General features: G+C 63.3%; 16 protein-coding genes. 7 read left to right on the top strand and 9 right to left on the bottom strand.

The annotated features are described in order from the left end of the window. Nucleotides 1-43 precede the first annotated feature (43 nt). On the top strand, nucleotides 44-787 hold the full coding sequence (locus JLZ96_RS16045; RefSeq protein WP_032368634.1) for a queuosine precursor transporter: 744 nt from the start codon (nucleotides 44-46) through the stop codon (nucleotides 785-787). Here the strand turns inward: JLZ96_RS16045 and JLZ96_RS16040 are convergent. The 5 genes from JLZ96_RS16040 to JLZ96_RS16020 all read right to left on the bottom strand — a co-directional run bounded on the left by JLZ96_RS16040 (nucleotide 784) and on the right by JLZ96_RS16020 (nucleotide 6,484). After that, entirely contained in the window at nucleotides 784-1,620 is an 837-nt protein-coding gene (locus JLZ96_RS16040) for a PaaX family transcriptional regulator C-terminal domain-containing protein (RefSeq protein ID WP_201010564.1), read from the bottom strand. The genes JLZ96_RS16045 and JLZ96_RS16040 overlap by 4 nt on opposite strands. Beyond that, entirely contained in the window at nucleotides 1,601-2,809 is a 1,209-nt protein-coding gene (locus JLZ96_RS16035) for a kynureninase (protein ID WP_201010773.1), read from the bottom strand. The genes JLZ96_RS16040 and JLZ96_RS16035 overlap by 20 nt, the downstream gene beginning before the upstream one ends. Further along, the gene (locus JLZ96_RS16030) at nucleotides 2,809-3,663 is read right to left on the bottom strand and encodes a tryptophan 2,3-dioxygenase (RefSeq protein ID WP_201010563.1); all 855 of its coding nucleotides are present in this window, start codon (nucleotides 3,661-3,663) and stop codon (nucleotides 2,809-2,811) included. Before JLZ96_RS16030 ends, JLZ96_RS16035 begins: the two co-directional genes overlap by 1 nt. A gap of 74 nt (nucleotides 3,664-3,737) precedes the next feature. After that, nucleotides 3,738-5,045, bottom strand: a complete 1,308-nt coding sequence (locus tag JLZ96_RS16025; protein ID WP_080735775.1) for an MFS transporter — start codon at nucleotides 5,043-5,045, stop codon at nucleotides 3,738-3,740. A gap of 20 nt (nucleotides 5,046-5,065) precedes the next feature. After that, a complete protein-coding gene (locus tag JLZ96_RS16020; RefSeq protein WP_201010562.1) occupies nucleotides 5,066-6,484 on the bottom strand; it encodes a M20 family metallopeptidase in 1,419 nt (472 codons plus the stop codon). Nucleotides 6,485-6,655: 171 nt separating this feature from the next. Here JLZ96_RS16020 and JLZ96_RS16015 point away from each other — a divergent pair, with 171 nt between their 5' ends. The 3 genes from JLZ96_RS16015 to JLZ96_RS25015 are packed head-to-tail and all read left to right on the top strand — an operon-like array spanning nucleotide 6,656 to nucleotide 8,341. Beyond that, nucleotides 6,656-7,555: a LysR family transcriptional regulator gene (locus tag JLZ96_RS16015; RefSeq protein ID WP_201010561.1), complete on the top strand. Its 900-nt coding sequence runs from the start codon at nucleotides 6,656-6,658 to the stop codon at nucleotides 7,553-7,555. Nucleotides 7,556-7,580: 25 nt separating this feature from the next. Further along, on the top strand, nucleotides 7,581-7,982 hold the full coding sequence (locus JLZ96_RS25020) for a hypothetical protein (protein WP_236254124.1): 402 nt from the start codon (nucleotides 7,581-7,583) through the stop codon (nucleotides 7,980-7,982). Continuing rightward, entirely contained in the window at nucleotides 7,880-8,341 is a 462-nt protein-coding gene (locus JLZ96_RS25015) for a M56 family metallopeptidase (protein ID WP_230591154.1), read from the top strand. Before JLZ96_RS25020 ends, JLZ96_RS25015 begins: the two co-directional genes overlap by 103 nt. Nucleotides 8,342-8,343: 2 nt before the next feature. Here JLZ96_RS25015 and JLZ96_RS16005 read toward each other — a convergent pair whose 3' ends face one another. Continuing rightward, complete coding sequence (locus JLZ96_RS16005) at nucleotides 8,344-9,063, bottom strand: VIT family protein (protein ID WP_201010560.1); 720 nt, start codon at nucleotides 9,061-9,063, stop codon at nucleotides 8,344-8,346. Nucleotides 9,064-9,266: 203 nt separating this feature from the next. Between JLZ96_RS16005 and JLZ96_RS16000 the strand changes: the two genes are divergently transcribed. From JLZ96_RS16000 to JLZ96_RS15990, 3 genes are all read left to right on the top strand, one after another. Next, nucleotides 9,267-10,118 (top strand): siderophore-interacting protein, encoded by an 852-nt coding sequence (locus tag JLZ96_RS16000; RefSeq protein ID WP_236254020.1) that lies wholly within the window; start codon nucleotides 9,267-9,269, stop codon nucleotides 10,116-10,118. A gap of 40 nt (nucleotides 10,119-10,158) precedes the next feature. After that, nucleotides 10,159-11,181, top strand: a complete 1,023-nt coding sequence (locus JLZ96_RS15995) for an ABC transporter substrate-binding protein (protein WP_201010559.1) — start codon at nucleotides 10,159-10,161, stop codon at nucleotides 11,179-11,181. Between the two features lie 103 nt (nucleotides 11,182-11,284). Further along, nucleotides 11,285-11,971, top strand: coding sequence for a pyridoxamine 5'-phosphate oxidase family protein (locus tag JLZ96_RS15990; protein WP_032385947.1), 687 nt, complete (start codon nucleotides 11,285-11,287; stop codon nucleotides 11,969-11,971). On the opposite strand, the gene tgt is transcribed toward JLZ96_RS15990, so the two are convergent. From tgt to JLZ96_RS15975, 3 genes are all read right to left on the bottom strand, one after another. Beyond that, nucleotides 11,925-13,163, bottom strand: coding sequence for a tRNA guanosine(34) transglycosylase Tgt (gene tgt / locus JLZ96_RS15985; RefSeq protein WP_201010558.1), 1,239 nt, complete (start codon nucleotides 13,161-13,163; stop codon nucleotides 11,925-11,927). The genes JLZ96_RS15990 and tgt overlap by 47 nt on opposite strands. A gap of 83 nt (nucleotides 13,164-13,246) precedes the next feature. After that, nucleotides 13,247-15,142: an ABC transporter ATP-binding protein gene (locus JLZ96_RS15980; protein ID WP_032368030.1), complete on the bottom strand. Its 1,896-nt coding sequence runs from the start codon at nucleotides 15,140-15,142 to the stop codon at nucleotides 13,247-13,249. Nucleotides 15,143-15,183: 41 nt separating this feature from the next. Further along, nucleotides 15,184-16,917, bottom strand: coding sequence for an ABC transporter ATP-binding protein (locus tag JLZ96_RS15975; RefSeq protein WP_201010557.1), 1,734 nt, complete (start codon nucleotides 16,915-16,917; stop codon nucleotides 15,184-15,186). Nucleotides 16,918-16,952: the final 35 nt, after the last annotated feature.

The following is a 16,952-nucleotide window of genomic DNA, read 5'->3' as shown; positions in this document are numbered from 1 at the left end:
CCGGGATTCGCGCCCATCGTCGTCTCGGTGCTTGGATTGTCAGGTGACTACTACCCAACACACCGCCCCCGACGGCGGCACCGAGTCTGGGCAGGCCACGTTCGCTCACATCAGCCGGGGCTACTACCCCACCATCGTCGCGTTGTTCGTCGCGACGCTGCTGATCTCGAATGTGGCCGCCAGCAAAGGTGTCGCCTTCTTCGCCTCGTCCGACGTCATGCTCGGACCGTTCCAAATTCTGCCGATCAATACCGACGGCGCATTCTTTCTGTTCCCCCTCGCCTACATCCTCGGCGACGTGCTCAGCGAGGTCTACGGCTTCAAAGCCACGCGCCGCGCGATCTACCTCGGTTTCGGCTCCCTGCTGCTCACGTCCGTCTGCTTCTGGATCGCCATCGAACTCCCCGCCGCCTCGTTCTACGAGAACCAGGCCGCGCTCGAAAGCGTCGTCGGCGTCGTCCCCCGGCTGGTCCTCGCCGGTCTCGCCGGCTATACCGTCGGGCAGCTCCTCAACTCCGTCGTCCTGGTCAAGATCAAGGAACGCACCAAGGAAAAGCACCTGTGGGCGCGACTGATCGGCTCGACCATCGTCGGCGAGTTCTTCGACACCCTGATCTTCTGCTCCATCGCCGCCGGAGTCATCGGCATCACCACGTGGACCGACTTCGTCAACTACGTCATCGTCGGATTCCTGTGGAAGACGCTGGCCGAGGTCATCGTCATGCCCATCACGTACCGCGTCATCTCGTACATCAAGAAGCGCGAGCCGTCGTACCAGGATCGCTAGAACGCGACCCATTCCATACTCAGATCGAAGTAGCGCTCCCGGGCCGTCTCGAACGTGGCGACGGCCCGGGTGCCCGGCCAGCCTTCCGGTGTCATACACGGCGGAAGACCCGGGTCGACGTAGGGAATGACGCGCCATTCGTCGAGCAAAGGCACGAATGTGACAAACGCATCGCGCGGGTTCCGCGCCGGCGACCCGCCGTCGAAAGCGTCGAGAAATGCCCGATGCCGATCAGCGATGCCGGCCAGCTCCCACCACTGCTCGGCACTTTCGCGCAGCGTGCCGGGAGGCGCGACCTCGGACGCGACGAACGTCGTGACGTACTGCGACAACTCCAACGCGTCGACGATGGCAGCGGCCTCAGCCGCGAGATATTCGGGCGCGATCCACAATCCTGGTGAGACGGTCCCACAACCTATCGACGTGAGCCGACGCCTCAGCTGGTGCCGAGCCGCGCGTTGCGTCTCGGGAATAGTGAACGAGATCAACCGGAACGGATCGCCGTCGGCCATCCGCCGGAAGCCGAAGATCCGGCCGTCTCCCCGAGCGAACATGGCGTCGGCCTGCTCGGTGATCCGATAGCCGGTGCGGCCCTCACGATTAGCGGATTCGACGACGCCCTTCTTCTTCAACCTCGTCACCGCAATGCGCGTGCTCTCCGGTGGCACTCCCAGCGTGTCCATCCAGACGACGAAATCGGCAATGGCAAACCACCCGCCGAGAGGCCGAACGTAGGCTCCGAGCACCGTGCGCACCAAAGAGGTGGCGCTACCTGGACGCGACTCGAAGTCGTCGAGGATGGCCCCGGCAGTGCTAGGCGCGAAGTTCGTCACGGATCGCCACGATACCCAGGTACACCTCGCGATACGAGGTACTCAGTGGGCTCAACCCCAGTCGAATACCCTGCGGAGCGCGGTAATCCGGGATGACGCCCTGCTCCCACAGCCGAGCGGTGATGGCCTTGAATTCCGGATGGTCGATGGTGACGTGACCGCCCCGTCGATTCGAGTGCTCGGGTGAGGCGATCTCCACCCCGAGCGGTACCAGCATCTCGCGGACGAGCTCGAGTGCGTATTCGGTCAGCGCAACGGACTTCGCCCGGATCGCGTCCATACCCACCTCGGCGATCATCTCGATGGTGTCCTGCATCGCGATCATCCCGAACACCGATGGCGTGCCACTGATGACGCGTCGAATACCCTGTGCCGGAACGTAACCCTGCGCCATCTCGAACGGATCGGCCCGGCCCATCCACCCCCAGATCGGCTGCACGAAGTCGGCCAGAAGGTCACTGCGCACGTACGCGAAGGCCGGCGATCCCGGACCTCCGTTGAGGTACTTGTAGGTGCACCCGACGGCCAGATCGACTCCCCACGAATCGAATTCGAGCGGCACCGAACCCACGGAATGGCACACGTCCAACAGCATCAGTGCGCCGGCTTCGTGCGTGATACGCGTCGCCTCGGCCACGTCGACGAGGAAGCCGGAGCGGTAGGCGACGTGGGTGATCACCACCAGGGCGGTGTTCTCCCCCACCACCTCGGCGAGTTGTTCCGGTTCGATGCCTCCGCGGCGGTCCGTCTCGATCCATCGCAGAGTCATGTTCATCTCGGCCGCAATACCTTCGAGCAGGTATCGGTCGGTCGGGAAGTTGTCGCGGTCGATGACGATCTCGGTGCGGCCCGGCCGCATGGCGATCGCCGCCCGCGCCAGCTTGTACAGCAGTACCGTCGTCGAATCGCCGATGGTCGTTTGGCCGGGCGCTGCCCCCAGGGTGGCGTCGGCCAGGGCGTCGCCGATGGTGACGGGGAGGTCGAACCACTGCTCGTCCCAGCCGCGGATGAGGCGTCCGCCCCAGGCGTCGGTCATGAAGGTGTTGATGCGTTCGACGCTCGCCTTGGTGGGCCGGCCCAGTGAGTTGCCGTCGAGATATGCGGTGATCGACGGGTCGTCGCTACCGAGGAACTTGTCGCGATAGCTCCGGAGCGGATCATTGTCGTCGAGTTCGAGTGCGCGTTCCATCATCGACCGATCTCCGTTCTCACAGCGAGCAATTCGGGGAAGAACGTGAGTTCGAGCGCTTTCTGTAAGAACCCGACGCCGCTCGACCCTCCCGTCCCGCTCTTCATTCCGATGGTGCGCAGCACCGTGCGCATATGACGGAAGCGCCAGAGCTGAAAGTTTTCCTCCAGATCGACGAGCTCCTCGAATGCCTCGTACACCGCCCATTGTTCGGTGTGGTTCTCGTAGACGAACTTGATCAGCGGCATCAGGTCCTCGTTGAACGTGTATGCGCTGGTGACGTCACGCTCGAGGGCCGATGCCGGTACGTCGTACCCTTGCCGCGCCAACGACCGCCAGAAGACGTCGTACAGGCTGGGCTCGTGCAACAGGGTCGAAAGCAGCTCATGCGCAGCAGGATCGGACTCGAAGACCGTCAGCATTCCCGCATTCTTGTTGCCCAGCACGAACTCCACGGCCCGGTACTGATAGGACTGGAACCCCGAGGAGTTGCCGAGGAAGTCGCGGAACTGGGAGTACTCCGTCGGGGTGAGTGTGGCCAGGACGGACCACTGCTCGGTCAGCGTCTTCTGGATGTGCTTCACCCGGGCCACGCATTTGAGTGCGGTACCGATGTCGTCGGCATCGAATGCGGCTCGCGCGGCAAGGGTCTCGTGCAGCACCAGCTTGAGCCACAGCTCAGTTGTCTGGTGCTGGATGATGAACAGCAGTTCGTCGTGATGCTCGGGGGTGCTCACCGGTTTCTGAGCGCTGAGCAGCGTATCGAGGTCGAGGTAAGACCCGTAGCTCATGCGGTCACTGAAATCGGTGACGACGCTCTTCTCGATCTTCCGGGTGTTCGCTTCGACGCTCATGGATCGTCCTCGAGGTGGTGGGCTGGTGAGATCAGCGTATTACATCAATGTGCCGACCGCTAGGCATCTGTAAGCTAGCGAATGCCGCGAATCCGTACGGCACCGATCAGCGCAGCGATGCTGACCAGGGACACCGCCAGGATGTAGTAGCCCGGGGACACCGCCTGACCGGTAGCGGCCACCAGAGCGGCCGCGATGGTCGGAGTGAATCCACCGAAGATCGCCGTGGTGACGTTGTATCCGAACGACAGGCCGGTGGCCCTCGAATGGACCGGGAACGCGTCGGACATCACCGACGGCAGCGCACCGAAGTACAGCGCCTTCAGCAATCCGAGCACGGTCATGACGAGCGCGAGGGTGAGGAACGACGGCACCGCGATGAGCCACATGAAGAGCGGGACGACGCTGACGCCGATCGCGATCGCCGACGGCAACATGATCTTGATGCGTCCCACCTTGTCGGACAGCTGGCCGACGAACGGTGTCACCACCGTCAGGATGACGCCGGTGATCATCAGTGCGACGAACGACAGCGAATTGTTCAGTCCCAGTTGCTTGATACCGAAGGTCGGCAGGTATTGCAGAATGAAGTTCAGCGCGGTGGACACCACCAGCACACCGCCGGCAATGAGAATTCCGCCCCACTGATTCCGAAACAGATCGCGCACAGGCGATTTCGGGGTGTCCGATGCGGCGACGACGGCCGGTGATTCGTCGACGTGACGTCGGATGAACCATCCCACCGGGCCCACCATGAGCCCGAAGACGAACGGCACTCGCCAACCCCAGTCGACCATGCTGGCCTCGGACAACACCGCGGTCAGTCCGGCGGCGAACGAGGCCGCCATCAGTGTGGCCAGTCCCTGGCTGGCGAACTGGAAGCTGCCGAAGAATCCGCGGCGCTTGCCGTTCTGTTCGACGAGAAAGGATGTGGCCGCACCGAATTCACCACCGGCAGCGAAACCCTGAATCAGGCGCGCCACGATGATGCCAATGGGGGCGAGGATGCCGATGTCGTCGTAGTTGGGCATGAAGGCGATCAACGCGGTGCCGAGCACCATCAGGCGAATGCTCATCACCAGAGCCTTCTTTCGCCCCTTCCGGTCTGCGTAGGAGCCGAGGATCAGTCCCCCGAGGGGGCGAATCAGATACGAAACCCCGAAGACCGCGAACGTCTGCACCAGTTGCACGCCGGGGTCCGCAGACGGAAAGAAGTTCTGCCCGATGTAGATGGCGAACAGCGCATAGATGGCGATGTCGAACCACTCGAGAGCGTTGCCGATGGTGGCGGCAGCGATGGCGCGGACCGGATTCTTGACGGACACAACGGCTTCACCCGCGCCGTCACGATCGGGAGTTCGATGAACGTGTGCAGTGGACATGTCGGATTCTCCGGTGGTGTTCAGGAGCGCGAGGCGCTGGCGGATTCGAGCGGTGCGTCATGACCACCGGCGACATTGCCGATGTCGTAAAACAGGCCGGCGGCCATCGCGAGACCTTCACGAGCGATGGAAGCCAGCATGTGTTCGTCGGGCGCATGTTGACGGCATCCGGGGTAGGAGTGCGGCATCCAGACCGTCGGAATGCCGAGGGTGTCGGTGAACACGTGATTGGGCAGGGACCCACCGATGTTGGGCAGCACGGTGACTGGGGAACCCACTGTGCGCTCGACCGACTGGGCGACCGTGCGAACCCAGGGGTCGTTCGGGTCCGTTCGGCTCGCAGGAAACGAGATGCCGAGTTCGACGGCGACCATCGAGTACCCGTGCGCATCGAGGTGGCGTCGTAGCCGCGCATCGAGATCGTCGAGGTCGGTCCCGACGACGTACCGCAGCTGCAACCGCGCTCGCGCCTGGCCGGGGATCGCATTGACCGGCTCGACGATGTTGCCTGCGCTCATGGCGATCACTTCGAGGGTATTCCACCCGAAAACCCGCTCCGCAGGCGACAATTCGGTGGCCGACCAGCCGGAGTCGACCACCGGATCACCCGGGGTGCGTCCGACCTCGATACTTCTGAGCGCATCGACGACGGACTCGGGAATGTGCTCGGGCACGAGGCTGTCGAGCTGGATACGGCCGTGTCCGTCGACAAGCGTCCCGATGGCACCGGCCAGGGTGGTCGCGGGGTTGCGGAGCAGTCCGCCCCAGTTGCCCGAGTGGTAGCCGCGCTCACGTAGGTCGACGACGAGGTCGAAGTCCACGCCCCCACGGGCACCGAGAAACAGTGTGGGCGTCTGGGCGTCGAGGCGTGGTCCGTCCGAGGCGATCAGCACGTCGGCAGCGAGTTCGCCTCGGTGATCCGACACGAATTGTTCGAGTCCGGGTGAGCCGATCTCCTCACCGGTCTCGAACAACAGCGTCAGGTTGAATCCCAACGATCCGCGGGCGTCGAGAACCGTCCGCAGTGCCGCGAGGTTCACCAGATGCTGACCCTTGTTGTCGGCCGTTCCGCGCCCGTAGAGCCGGCCGTCTCGCTCGACGAGAGTCCACGGCGACAAACCGTCCGACCAGTCCTCGGCCATGCCCAGAACCACGTCGGCGTGGCCGTAACAGAGCACGGTCGGCAGTTCGGGGGCCTCGTGACGGGTGGCGATAAGGAATGGACCACCCTCCTCGACCGGGTTGGGATAGGTCTCGACCGCACATCCGAGTGCCTCGAGCCTCGGCACGAGGAGATCCTGCAGATATGCCGACAACGCAACTCGACCGGCCGTCGACTGGCTTTCCGAGGGGACGGACACGAGCTCGGAGAGTTCACGATGGAACGCACCCGAATCGTAGAAGTCCTGGGCCTGCGCGATCACACGCTCGCGGTTCATCGAATCTCCCTCGTTGTCGGCCTGGTGTTCGCCTGACAGTAGCGAGCCCGATACCGTCTACACCATTGCCGATTGACGCTCCCTGCGTTGCCTCAGAAGCAACGCTTGGACCGACAGAGTCTCGTGACAATCACGTGTCACCGCCGTGACAGTGCTGTGAAAGAAGGGGTGATGTCGTTGCATCTGATGCCCTCTGCGCTGACGTACTTCTGCGAAGTAGCGCGAACGGGATCGGTCACCGAGGCGGCCGCAACACAACATCTGGCCGCGTCGGCGGTCAGTAGACAGATCGCCAAGCTCGAACGTGACATCGGCGTGCCGCTCTTCGCACGACATGCCCGGGGAATGACGCTCACCGAAGCGGGCCATCGCCTCCTCGCCCACGCGCGCAGACACGAAGTGGAATCGTCGACTCTCATCGCCGAAATACGCAGCGTCGACGCCACCGAACACGGCAGCGTCACCGTCGCCTGCACCGAAGGTTTCTCGCAGTCCGTCGTCCCACGGGCCATGGCGTCGGTCCATCGGACCCACCCGTCGGTCACCTTCACTTTGGACGTGGTGGGGCCGGACGAGGCCAGCCGACGGGTGGTCGACGCCCGCGCGGACGTCGCGGTCACCTTCTCGCTCGGTCGACGCACCGACGTGACGGTCGAACATTCCGTCACCGTGCCCATCTGCGCCGTCGTCGCGCCCGGTCACCCGCTCACCGACCGAGCCAGCGTCGATCTGGCCGATATCTGCGTCTATCCCCTCGCGCTGTCGACCACCGGATCGAGTCAACGCGAATTGTTCGACGCCGGAATCCGGCTGGAGGGGCTCTCACCCCACGTCGGTCTGCAGTGCGAGCGGCTGGCTCCGATTCTGGAGTTCGCACGCTCGAGCGACGGCGTCGCACTCGTCAGCGACCTGGGTGGTGACCGCAAATCGGGCCTGACGTACATCCCCCTCGTGCATCCGGTTTTCGCTCAGCGCCGGGCCGAAATTCACACGATGCGCGGTAGGCCGCCGTCGGCCCGAATCGTGGCGCTGATCGACTCGTTGACCGACATTCTCGAGGCCGCGGGATAAAATCGGACGCAGCCGAGCACCATCGATGACTCTGCTCCTGATCGTCGCCGTGTTGCCGTGGGCGCTGTCGCTGCTCCTCGGATTCGGAGCCGACCGCATCGACCGTCGTCTCAACCCCTCGACCGCCGTCGTACTGCTGCCCGTTCTGTCTGTGGTCACGGCGTTCTCGGTGCTCGCGTCCCTGACTGCGCTCGCCGCGGTGTTTCTGACGACGAGTCGGGCCGTGTGGGTGACGCTGGGAATCGTGATCTGCGCATGGGTAATCTGGCGGTCGGTCGAGGTGGCCCGCCACTTTCGACGCGTCGTCGCCAGTACGTCCATCGCATCCGAATTCGGCGAGGAGGCGCGGACCCGGGCGGCATCGTCGTCGTTGAGTCCGAGGTTCCCGACGCTTTTGCCGTCCCCTCCGGCGGAGGTGCGGTCGTGATCACCACCGGACTCGCGGAAGCGTTGTCGAACAACGAATTGCGAGCAGTGATCGAGCACGAGCGCGCCCATCTGAGGCACCGTCACAGCGTGTGGATCCAGATGTGCGAAATCGCGGCCCGCGTCGATCCGATTCTCGAACCGTTGACCGCGAAGGTACGGCACGCGGCGGAGCGTCGAGCAGACGAGAGTGCGGCAAGGCTGGGACGGCGAGAGACGTTGTCTGCCATCGCCAGGACCTCTCTGCTCCGGAATCATTTCGACCGTGGAACTCGCACTCTCGCCGGTACCTGGGGCGACGTCGTACAAGATGTGGTGGCACCCGAAACCGGAGAAGCAGCCACCTCGATCTTCCGCTGATCTCAAATACCCGCGACGCCCGCGAGTTGCCCGATCGCGTAGGTGACGGCCATCGCGATCGCACCACCGATGACGATGCGAGTCACCGCCGGCCGACTCGGCGCTCCACCGAGGCGTGCGCTGATGGTTCCGGTCAACGCCAGAGCAAGCAACACGACGACGAATGTGACCGGAATACGTTGCGAAGCAGGCAGAAGCAGGATCGAGAGCAACGGCAAGAGCGCACCGCTGATAAACGACACCGCCGACGACGCGGCCGCCTGCCACGGATTGGTCAGCGCATCCGGATCGATACCCAACTCGACGTCCACGTGGGCGGCAAACGGATCGTGTTCGGTGAGTTCCTGCGCGACCTTCTGCGCGGTCTCCACCGAAAGCCCCTTGGCCTCGTAGAGCGCAGCCAGCTCGGCCAACTCTTCCTCGGGTTCCTCGGCCAGCTCTCGCCTTTCCTTGATCAGCAGAGAACGCTCGGCGTCGCGCTGCGTGCTCACCGACACGTATTCGCCGAGTGCCATCGACACCGCTCCGGCGACGAGACCGGCGATTCCTGCTGTGAGCAGCGACCCACGATCGGTGGTGGCAGCGGCCACGCCAACCACGAGGCCCGCCGTGGAGACGATGCCGTCGTTCGCGCCCAGTACCCCTGCTCGTAGCCAGTTCAACCGACCCGAGAGATCACTGTGCGGTTCATGCTCGTGCAGGGCCGGCTCGGGTTCAGACATGACCGACCGCTGTCACGTCTTCCCACGCGGCACGCGCGCCGAACTCTTCGATTCTGTACACCTGCACGATTGTCGTCGTTCCGAAGCGAACAACCAAGACGGCGACAGAGCCGCTACCAGCCCACCAGTTCCCGAAGACAGGCTAGGCTACACTCGCCAACTGGCTGATTGTCTCTGTCGAGAAAGTAGCGTCGTTCGTGTCGGTGTCTGATTCCGCGGTACCACTGATATTCGATGCCGTGACGGTGTCGACGGTGTTCGTGACTCCGTCGATGATCAGGGTTCGATTCGGAGGTGCCGGACTCGACGGGTTCGAGAGCACCGGGGTACCCGACGAGCGGCTACGACTGCTGTTCGATGACGGCACCGAACAGGTCGCACGCAGCTACACAGTGCGTGCATTCGATCCACAGGGACCATTTCTGGATGTCGACTTCGTCGTCCATGACGGTGGAATCGCGGCCGCCTGGGCGCTTCATGCGGAGCCAGGCGATCGTCTTCGAATTTCCGAGGCCCGCGGCTGGTACGAGCCTCCTGCCAACACCGACTGGCAACTACTGGTCGCCGACATGACCGGGCTCCCGGCTTTGACCCGTGCCATCGAACAGCTCTCTGCGGGCGCTCGCGCTTTCGTGATCGCTGCGGTTCCCGATCGCGCCGATCAACAGATCGTTCCCACCCGGGGCGACGTGTCCTACCTTTGGCTTCACACAGATCCATCACGGCGTGAGCAGACCCGAGGACCGCAGGCCCCGTCGCTTCCCGACGCGGTACAAAACTTCGACCTCCCCTCCGGTGCCGGGTACGTGTGGGCGGCCACCGAGGCATCCGAGGCCCGATCCATCCGAAAGTACTTTCATCGCGAATTACGCTGGGATCCAAGATCTTTCGATATCAAAGGCTACTGGCGGCACGACAAAGAACGATGGCAGCAACGCTTCGCCCAGGTAGAAGATCGCATCGACGCTGTCCGTGAACAGGCCATGGCCGACGGGAAATCCGGTGACGAGCTCGCCCGGATCGTCGACGACGCACTCGAACAAGCTGGATTGTAGATCGCCCCTTCGAACCACCCGACGATGTAAAGGAACTCTCATGCCCTCCCTCAGCGTCCACGACAACCCCGTCACCGATGACCTCTCACGCCGGCGCTTCGGTGCTGCTGCAGGGCTGTCCCTCGCTGCCTGGTTCGGCGCGGCATGCTCCACCGCGAGCCAGAACACCGACGACGGTGCGAGTAGTGAGACTCGCACCGTCGACACGCCGATGGGCCCGGTCGAAGTCCCGGTGGATCCACAGCGGGTCGTGAGCTTGGACGCATACGTCGGCTTGCAGGCCCTCGACGAACTCGGAGCCCCGGTCATTGCAACCGGAACCCTCGGCGGTGGACTACGCACACTGGTCAGCGCCGCGTCACAGGAATTGCCGTCGATCGGTGTCACCGCGCTGGGGGACATGCAACTCGAAGCGATCGCCGCCGCTGCACCCGACCTGATCGTCGGACGCCAACCGATCGGCGAGGAGTATTACGCCGAACTGTCCGGTATCGCTCCCACCGTGCTGATCCCGTTCACCTACTGGCGTGACCAGTACATCGATGTTGCCGATTCCGTAGGACTCACGGCGCGGGCCTCGCAGAACTTCACCGGTCTCGACGAGCGCATCGCCGCCCTCCGCTCCGACCTCGAGCAGGCTTGGCCGAACGGACTACGCCTGTCGGTGGTTCGAGTCTCGGACACATCGGGCGATGTGCGCTCCTACAACACACTCACCGCCTCGGCCACATTCCTGTACGCCGACATTCTTTCCGGAGCAGGAATCGTGCCCAGCGCCAACTTCTTGCCCGGAGCCGACCCGAGCAAGGTCAACACCGCTGTCAGTGCAGAGAATCTCCCATTCATCGACGGTGACGTGATCATCTATTACGTCGGAGCAGGCGGCCAAGCCGACGCCGGTGTCGCCGTCGAGCAGGCTCTCACCTCGAGCCCTCTGTGGTCGAGACTTTCTGCCGTACAGGCAAATCGGGCCTTCAAGGTCGATTCTGCGCCGTGGTTCGACGGCTACAATCTGAGCGGGGCGAACGCAGTCATCGACGACCTGCGAAGGATACTTCTCTGACGGTAGAAATGGGCGGGATCGCATCTGGCACCCGCCCGCTCGCAGCTCTATGGTTGCACTGTGACACTGCCTGAACGTACGAGCACGCCGTCGGCCTTCTGACATGCCGCCGAACAACCACTATCACCACTTGATGTTCGGCCCTGCCGCGATTGCGCGGCAGCAGGTCGACGGCAGTTACACCGCCTACGGCTCGCAGACCGAGCGACCCGACGACGGCCCGATGCCGCTCGACGATCGCGAGAAGGCGATGATCCGAGCGCTGGATCAGTTCCAGATCGCCACCGTCACCGAGTCCGGGTGGCCCTACATTCAGTACCGAAGTGGGCCGAAGGGGTTCCTGCAGGTCCTCGACGATCACACACTGGGTTTCGCCGATTTCGCCGGCAACCATCAGTACGTGACGGCAGCCAATCTCGACCATGACGATCGCGTCGCGATCTTCCTCGTGAATTATCCTCTGCGACAACGACTCAAGCTCTACGGACGGGCACGGACGATCGAGGCCGCGGACGATCCCGAACTACTGGAGCGACTCAAAAAGATCGGCGACCTGACCGTCGCCGCCACCTGCGAACGCAGCGTCGTCATCGACGTCGAGGCATTCGACTGGAATTGCACGCGCAGCATCATCCCGCGCTACGACGCGGCGTACCTCGCGGACCTGTCCGAGGTGTACCAGCGCAAAGCTGCCGAGCGGGAAACCGAACTACTGCAGCGTATTTCGGAGCTGGAGGATCAGCTCAGGCAGTCTTCGACGCATAGAACCGGCCCAGAAACTCCGACTTGAATTCGGCGAAGCGTCCCTGCTCGATCGAGGCGCGGATGACGTCCACCAGTTTGACCGTGAAGCGCTCGTTGTGGATGGTGCACAGCGTCGACGCGAGCATTTCCTTGGCCTTGAACAGGTGATGGATGTACGCCTTGGTGTAGTGCGCGCAGGTGTAGCAGTCGCAGTTCTCGTCGATCGGGGTGAAATCGCGCCGATGCTTCGCGGTGTTGATGTTGAAGCGGCCCGTGGGCACGTAGATCGCCGCATTGCGCGCCACCCGTGAGGGATTGACGCAGTCGAAGGTGTCGGCACCGTTCTCGATCGCAACGAAGAAGTCGTCCGGCTCGCTGATCCCGAGCATGTGGCGCGGCTTGTGTTCGGGCAGTTCCTCGTTCACCCACCGGGTGATGGTGCCGAGGTTCTGCTTCTCGAGTGCGCCGCCGATTCCGTAGCCGTCGAACCCACGGCCCGTGTCCCCCGTGATGGTCTCGAGGTCGTGCGCGGCCTTGCGTCGCAGGTCCTCGTACTGCGCTCCCTGCACCACTCCGAACAGCGCCTGGTACGGCTTGTCGGCACGCTCGACGGTGAGGCGTTCGTGTTCGAGGACGCATCGCTTCGCCCATGCCTGGGTGCGGTCGACCGACTTCTCCTGATAACCGCGGGTATTCATCAAGGTAGTCAGCTCGTCGAACGCGAACATGATGTCGGCACCGAGCCGATGCTGAATCTGCATCGACACCTCGGGAGTGAATCGATGCTTCGAGCCGTCGAGATGGGATTTGAACGTGACACCGTCGTCGTCGACGTGGGCCAATCGCTCCTTGCCCTCGGCGATGACGTCGTCGGACTCCACCCGTGAGGCGTCCATCGAGATGACCTTCTTGAACCCGACACCGAGGGACATCACCTGGAAGCCGCCGCTGTCGGTGAACGTGGGCCCGTCCCAGTTCATGAATTTGCCCAACCCGCCGGCCTCGTCGACGATGTCCGAGCCCGGCTGCAGGTACAGGTGATACGCGTTGGCGAGTACCGCCTGAGCGCCGAGTTCCTTCATCGCCTCCGGCAGCACTGCTTTGACGGTCGCCTTCGTCCCCACCGCAATGAACGCCGGGGTGGCGATGTCGCCGTGCGGGGTGTGGATGGTGCCGGTGCGGCCGAGCTCACCGTCGAGCCGGGTGCCGATATCGAAGCCGAAATTGGAAGAACTCACCGCGTCAGTATGCGGCTTCGCCGCAGTGGTGTGGTTATGCGCCCTGGGCGGCACTTATCCACACCACTGCGCCGGAGGCGCACTCAACTGCTGTAGAGCCGGTAATACGCACCCTTGGCCTCGAGCAATTCCTCGTGATTGCCCTGCTCGACGATGCTGCCGTTTTCCATCACGACGATGGTATCGGCGTCACGGATGGTCGAGAGACGATGCGCGATAACAAAACTGGTGCGGTCGTTGCGCAGCGCTGCCGTCGCCTTCTGCACCAGCAGTTCGGTGCGCGTGTCCACCGAGCTGGTGGCCTCGTCGAGGATCAGGATCAGCGGCTTGGCCAGGAAGGCACGGGCGATGGTGATGAGCTGCTTCTCACCGGCGCTGACGTTGTTGCCCTCCTCGTCGATGATCGTGTCGTATCCGTCGGGCAGCGAATGCACGAACTTGTCCACGTAGCTCACCCGAGCTGCCTCGAGAATCTCTTCCTCACTGGCGGTCGGGTCACCGTAGGCGATGTTGTCGCGGATGGTGCCGCCGAACAACCACGTGTCCTGCAACACCATGCCGGTTCGCGAACGCAACTCGTCGCGCGTCATCTTACGGGTGTCGACGCCATCGAGTGTGATTCGGCCGGAATCGATCTCGTAGAAACGCATGATCAGGTTGACCAGTGTGGTCTTACCGGCACCCGTGGGTCCGACGATCGCCACGAGATGTCCTGGATCCGCGGTGAGCGACAGGTTCTGGATCAGCGGCTGCTCCGGCGAGTAGCTGAACGAGACGTCGTCGAACACGACGCGTCCGCGGCGCTCCGTCGGGCTGGACGCAGGAACGACGTCGGGGTCTTCCTCGTCGGCGTCGAGCACCTCGAAGATGCGTTCGGCGGACGCGACTCCGGACTGAATCAGGTTGATCATCGCGCCGACCTGCGACAGCGGCTGAGTGAACTGCCGCGAATACTGAATGAAGGCCTGCACTTCGCCCAGGCTCAGTGTTCCCGACGCCACGCGAAGGCCGCCCACGACGGCGACGACGACGTAGTTGATGTTTCCGAGGAACATGATGATCGGCATGATCAGACCGGAGATGAACTGCGCCCGGAAGCCTGCTTGGAAGAGCTTCTCGTTGCGGTCACCGAACTCGCGTTCCACCTCCGCCTGGCGACCGAACGCCTTGACGATCTCGTGGCCGGTGTAGGTCTCTTCGATCTGCGCGTTGAGCTTGCCGGTGTGCTTCCACTGCGCCACGAAGTGCGGCTGCGACCTCTTGGCGATCAGCGCGGTCACCAGGAACGAGGCCGGGATCGTCAGCAGCGCAACCAGAGCGAGCAGCGGCGAGATCCAGATCATCACGCCGAGGATGCCGAGCACGGTCAGGATACCGGTGATCAGCTGGCTCAGGGTCTGCTGCAGGCTGGTCGAGACGTTGTCGATGTCGTTGGTGACGCGGCTGAGCGTCTCGCCTCGGGCATTGTTGTCGAAGTACTGCAGCGGCAGGCGATGCACCTTGGCCTCGACGCTGCCGCGCAGCAACAGAATGCGACGCTGCAGCGCGATGTTGAGGATGTAGCCCTGAGCCCATGCCAGCAGTGCAGACACTACGTACAGTGCGAGAACCCAGAGCAACACCGTTCCGACGGCACCGAAATCGATTCCCGCACCGGGCGTCACGTCCATGCCCGAGACGAGATCGGCGACGGTGTCGTTACCGGCGGCCCGAAGGCCGTCGACCGCTTGCTCTTTCGTCTGCCCCGGTTCGAGATCTCCGCCGACGACTCCGTTGAAGATGAGGTTGGTCGCATGCCCGAGGACGGTCGGCGCAGCGACGCTGAGGACGACGCTGACGATTCCCAGCACGAGCATGAGGCTCAGCAGAAATCGTTCCGGAGCAAGCAAACCGATGACGCGTTTGAACGAGCCCTTGAAGTTCTTGGCTTTCGTGGCCGGCAGTGCCTTCGCGACGCGGCTGCCCTTCTTCTTCTCCAAAGAGGGCTTGGCCGCGGAATCCTTGGTGGTGTCGGTGTCGGTCACAGTGCACCTGCAACTTGCCGCTGCGAGTCGACGATCTCGGCGTAGGTGGGGCAGGTGGCCATCAGTTGCTCGTGGTTACCCACGCCCACCGGCTTTCCGTCGTCGAGCACGAGTATCTGGTCGGCGTCGACGATGGTCGACACCCGTTGAGCCACAACGATCATGCATGCATCTCGCGTCACCGGCCGCAGCGCCGCACGCAGTTTCGCGTCGGTGGTGAGGTCGAGAGCGGAGAAGGAATCGTCAAACAAGTAGATCTTGGGTTTGCGTACCAGCGCCCGGGCAATGGCCAGTCGTTGACGCTGCCCGCCCGACACGGTGGTGCCGCCCTGCGCGACGGCAGTCTCCAGGCCGTCGGGCATCGCGCGCACGAAGTCGGCTCCCTGGGCGATCTCGAGCGCCTCCCACAGTTCCGCGTCGGTGGCGTCGGCCTTGCCGTACCGCAGATTGCTGGCGATGGTGCCGGAGAACAGGTACGGCTTCTGCGGCACGAATCCGATCTCGGATCGCAGCAGGTCCAGATCGAGTTCGCGAATGTCGACACCGCCGACCCGCACCTGGCCGCCGGTGACGTCCATCAGCCGTGGAATCAGATTGACGAGCGTCGATTTACCCGATCCGGTACCACCGATGATGGCGGTGACCTTGCCTGCCTCGGCAGTCAGATTCACCCCGCACAGCACCGGGTATTCGGCTCCGGGATAGGAGAATTCGGCCCCGATGAGCTCGACCGTACCCGGTGAGGACACGAACGTCCGGGGATTCTCGGGCAACACCACCGAGGATTCGGTGGCCAGAACCTCGCTGATGCGATCGGCGCAGACCGATGCGCGCGGCACCATCATCGCGATGAACGACGCCATCATCACCGACATCAGGATGAGCATGATGTAGCTCAGAAGCGCAGTGAGCGAACCGATCTGCATCGTGCCGTTTTCGATGGCATGACCACCGAACCAGATGACCGCGACGCTGGTGACGTTGCTGATGAGCATGACCGTCGGGAACATCAAGGCCATCAGCCGGCCGACCTTGAGTGCCGTCTCGGTCAACGAGGTGTTCGCTGCTCCGAAACGGTCGACCTCGAACTGTTCGCGAACGAACGCCCGCACGACGCGAATACCGGTGATCTGTTCGCGTAGTACGCGATTGACCGCGTCGATGCGCTTCTGCATGGAGCGGAAGGCCGGCACCATGCGAACGATGATCAGGCCCATCGCGAGTGCGAGGCCGGGCACGGCGATGAGCAGGATCCACGACAGGCCGATGTCCTCGCGTAGCGACATCACGATGCCGCCGATGCACATGATGGGAGCCATCACGACGATGGTGAATCCCATGATGATCACCAACTGCACCTGCTGCACGTCGTTGGTGTTGCGGGTGATCAGTGACGGAGCACCGAATTTTCCGACCTCGCGGGCGGAGAACGTCCCGACGCGTTCGAGGATTGCTCCGCGAAGGTCGCGTCCGACACTCATGGCCGTGCGTGCACCGAGGAACACCGCTGCGGCAGAGCTGATGATCTGTACTGCCGAGATCAACAGCATGACGCCGCCGGCGGACAGGATGTAGCCGGTGTCGCCGACGGTCACACCGTTGTCGATGATGTCCGCGTTGAGACTCGGGAGGAACAACGCGGCGAGGGTGGCGATCAGCTGCAGCAGCACCAAGCAGAGAATCGGCAGCTTGTACGGGGCGACAAACCTACGCAGAAGGGGGATCAGCATGATGACCGAAGATTACTCGTACACATGGATAACAG

Source organism: Rhodococcus sp. NKCM2511 (assembly GCF_014905595.1).
Classification (GTDB): domain Bacteria; phylum Actinomycetota; class Actinomycetes; order Mycobacteriales; family Mycobacteriaceae; genus Rhodococcoides; species Rhodococcoides fascians.
The sequence above is the reverse complement of the archived record's forward strand: the minus strand, read 5'-3'. Positions and strand labels throughout refer to the sequence as shown.

Bases quoted from the DNA above. Each gene is read 5' to 3' on its own strand.
- JLZ96_RS15975 (WP_201010557.1), bottom strand. From the start codon at position 16,917: ATGCTGATCCCCCTTCTGCGTAGGTTTGTCGCCCCGTACAAGCTGCCG.
- JLZ96_RS15995 (WP_201010559.1), top strand. From the start codon at position 10,159: ATGCCCTCCCTCAGCGTCCACGACAACCCCGTCACCGATGACCTCTCA.
- JLZ96_RS25020 (WP_236254124.1), top strand. From the start codon at position 7,581: ATGACTCTGCTCCTGATCGTCGCCGTGTTGCCGTGGGCGCTGTCGCTG.
- JLZ96_RS16015 (WP_201010561.1), top strand. From the start codon at position 6,656: ATGTCGTTGCATCTGATGCCCTCTGCGCTGACGTACTTCTGCGAAGTA.
- JLZ96_RS15990 (WP_032385947.1), top strand. From the start codon at position 11,285: ATGCCGCCGAACAACCACTATCACCACTTGATGTTCGGCCCTGCCGCG.
- JLZ96_RS16035 (WP_201010773.1), bottom strand. From the start codon at position 2,809: ATGGAACGCGCACTCGAACTCGACGACAATGATCCGCTCCGGAGCTAT.
- JLZ96_RS16030 (WP_201010563.1), bottom strand. From the start codon at position 3,663: ATGAGCGTCGAAGCGAACACCCGGAAGATCGAGAAGAGCGTCGTCACC.
- JLZ96_RS16025 (WP_080735775.1), bottom strand. From the start codon at position 5,045: ATGTCCACTGCACACGTTCATCGAACTCCCGATCGTGACGGCGCGGGT.
- JLZ96_RS16005 (WP_201010560.1), bottom strand. From the start codon at position 9,063: ATGTCTGAACCCGAGCCGGCCCTGCACGAGCATGAACCGCACAGTGAT.
- JLZ96_RS16020 (WP_201010562.1), bottom strand. From the start codon at position 6,484: ATGAACCGCGAGCGTGTGATCGCGCAGGCCCAGGACTTCTACGATTCG.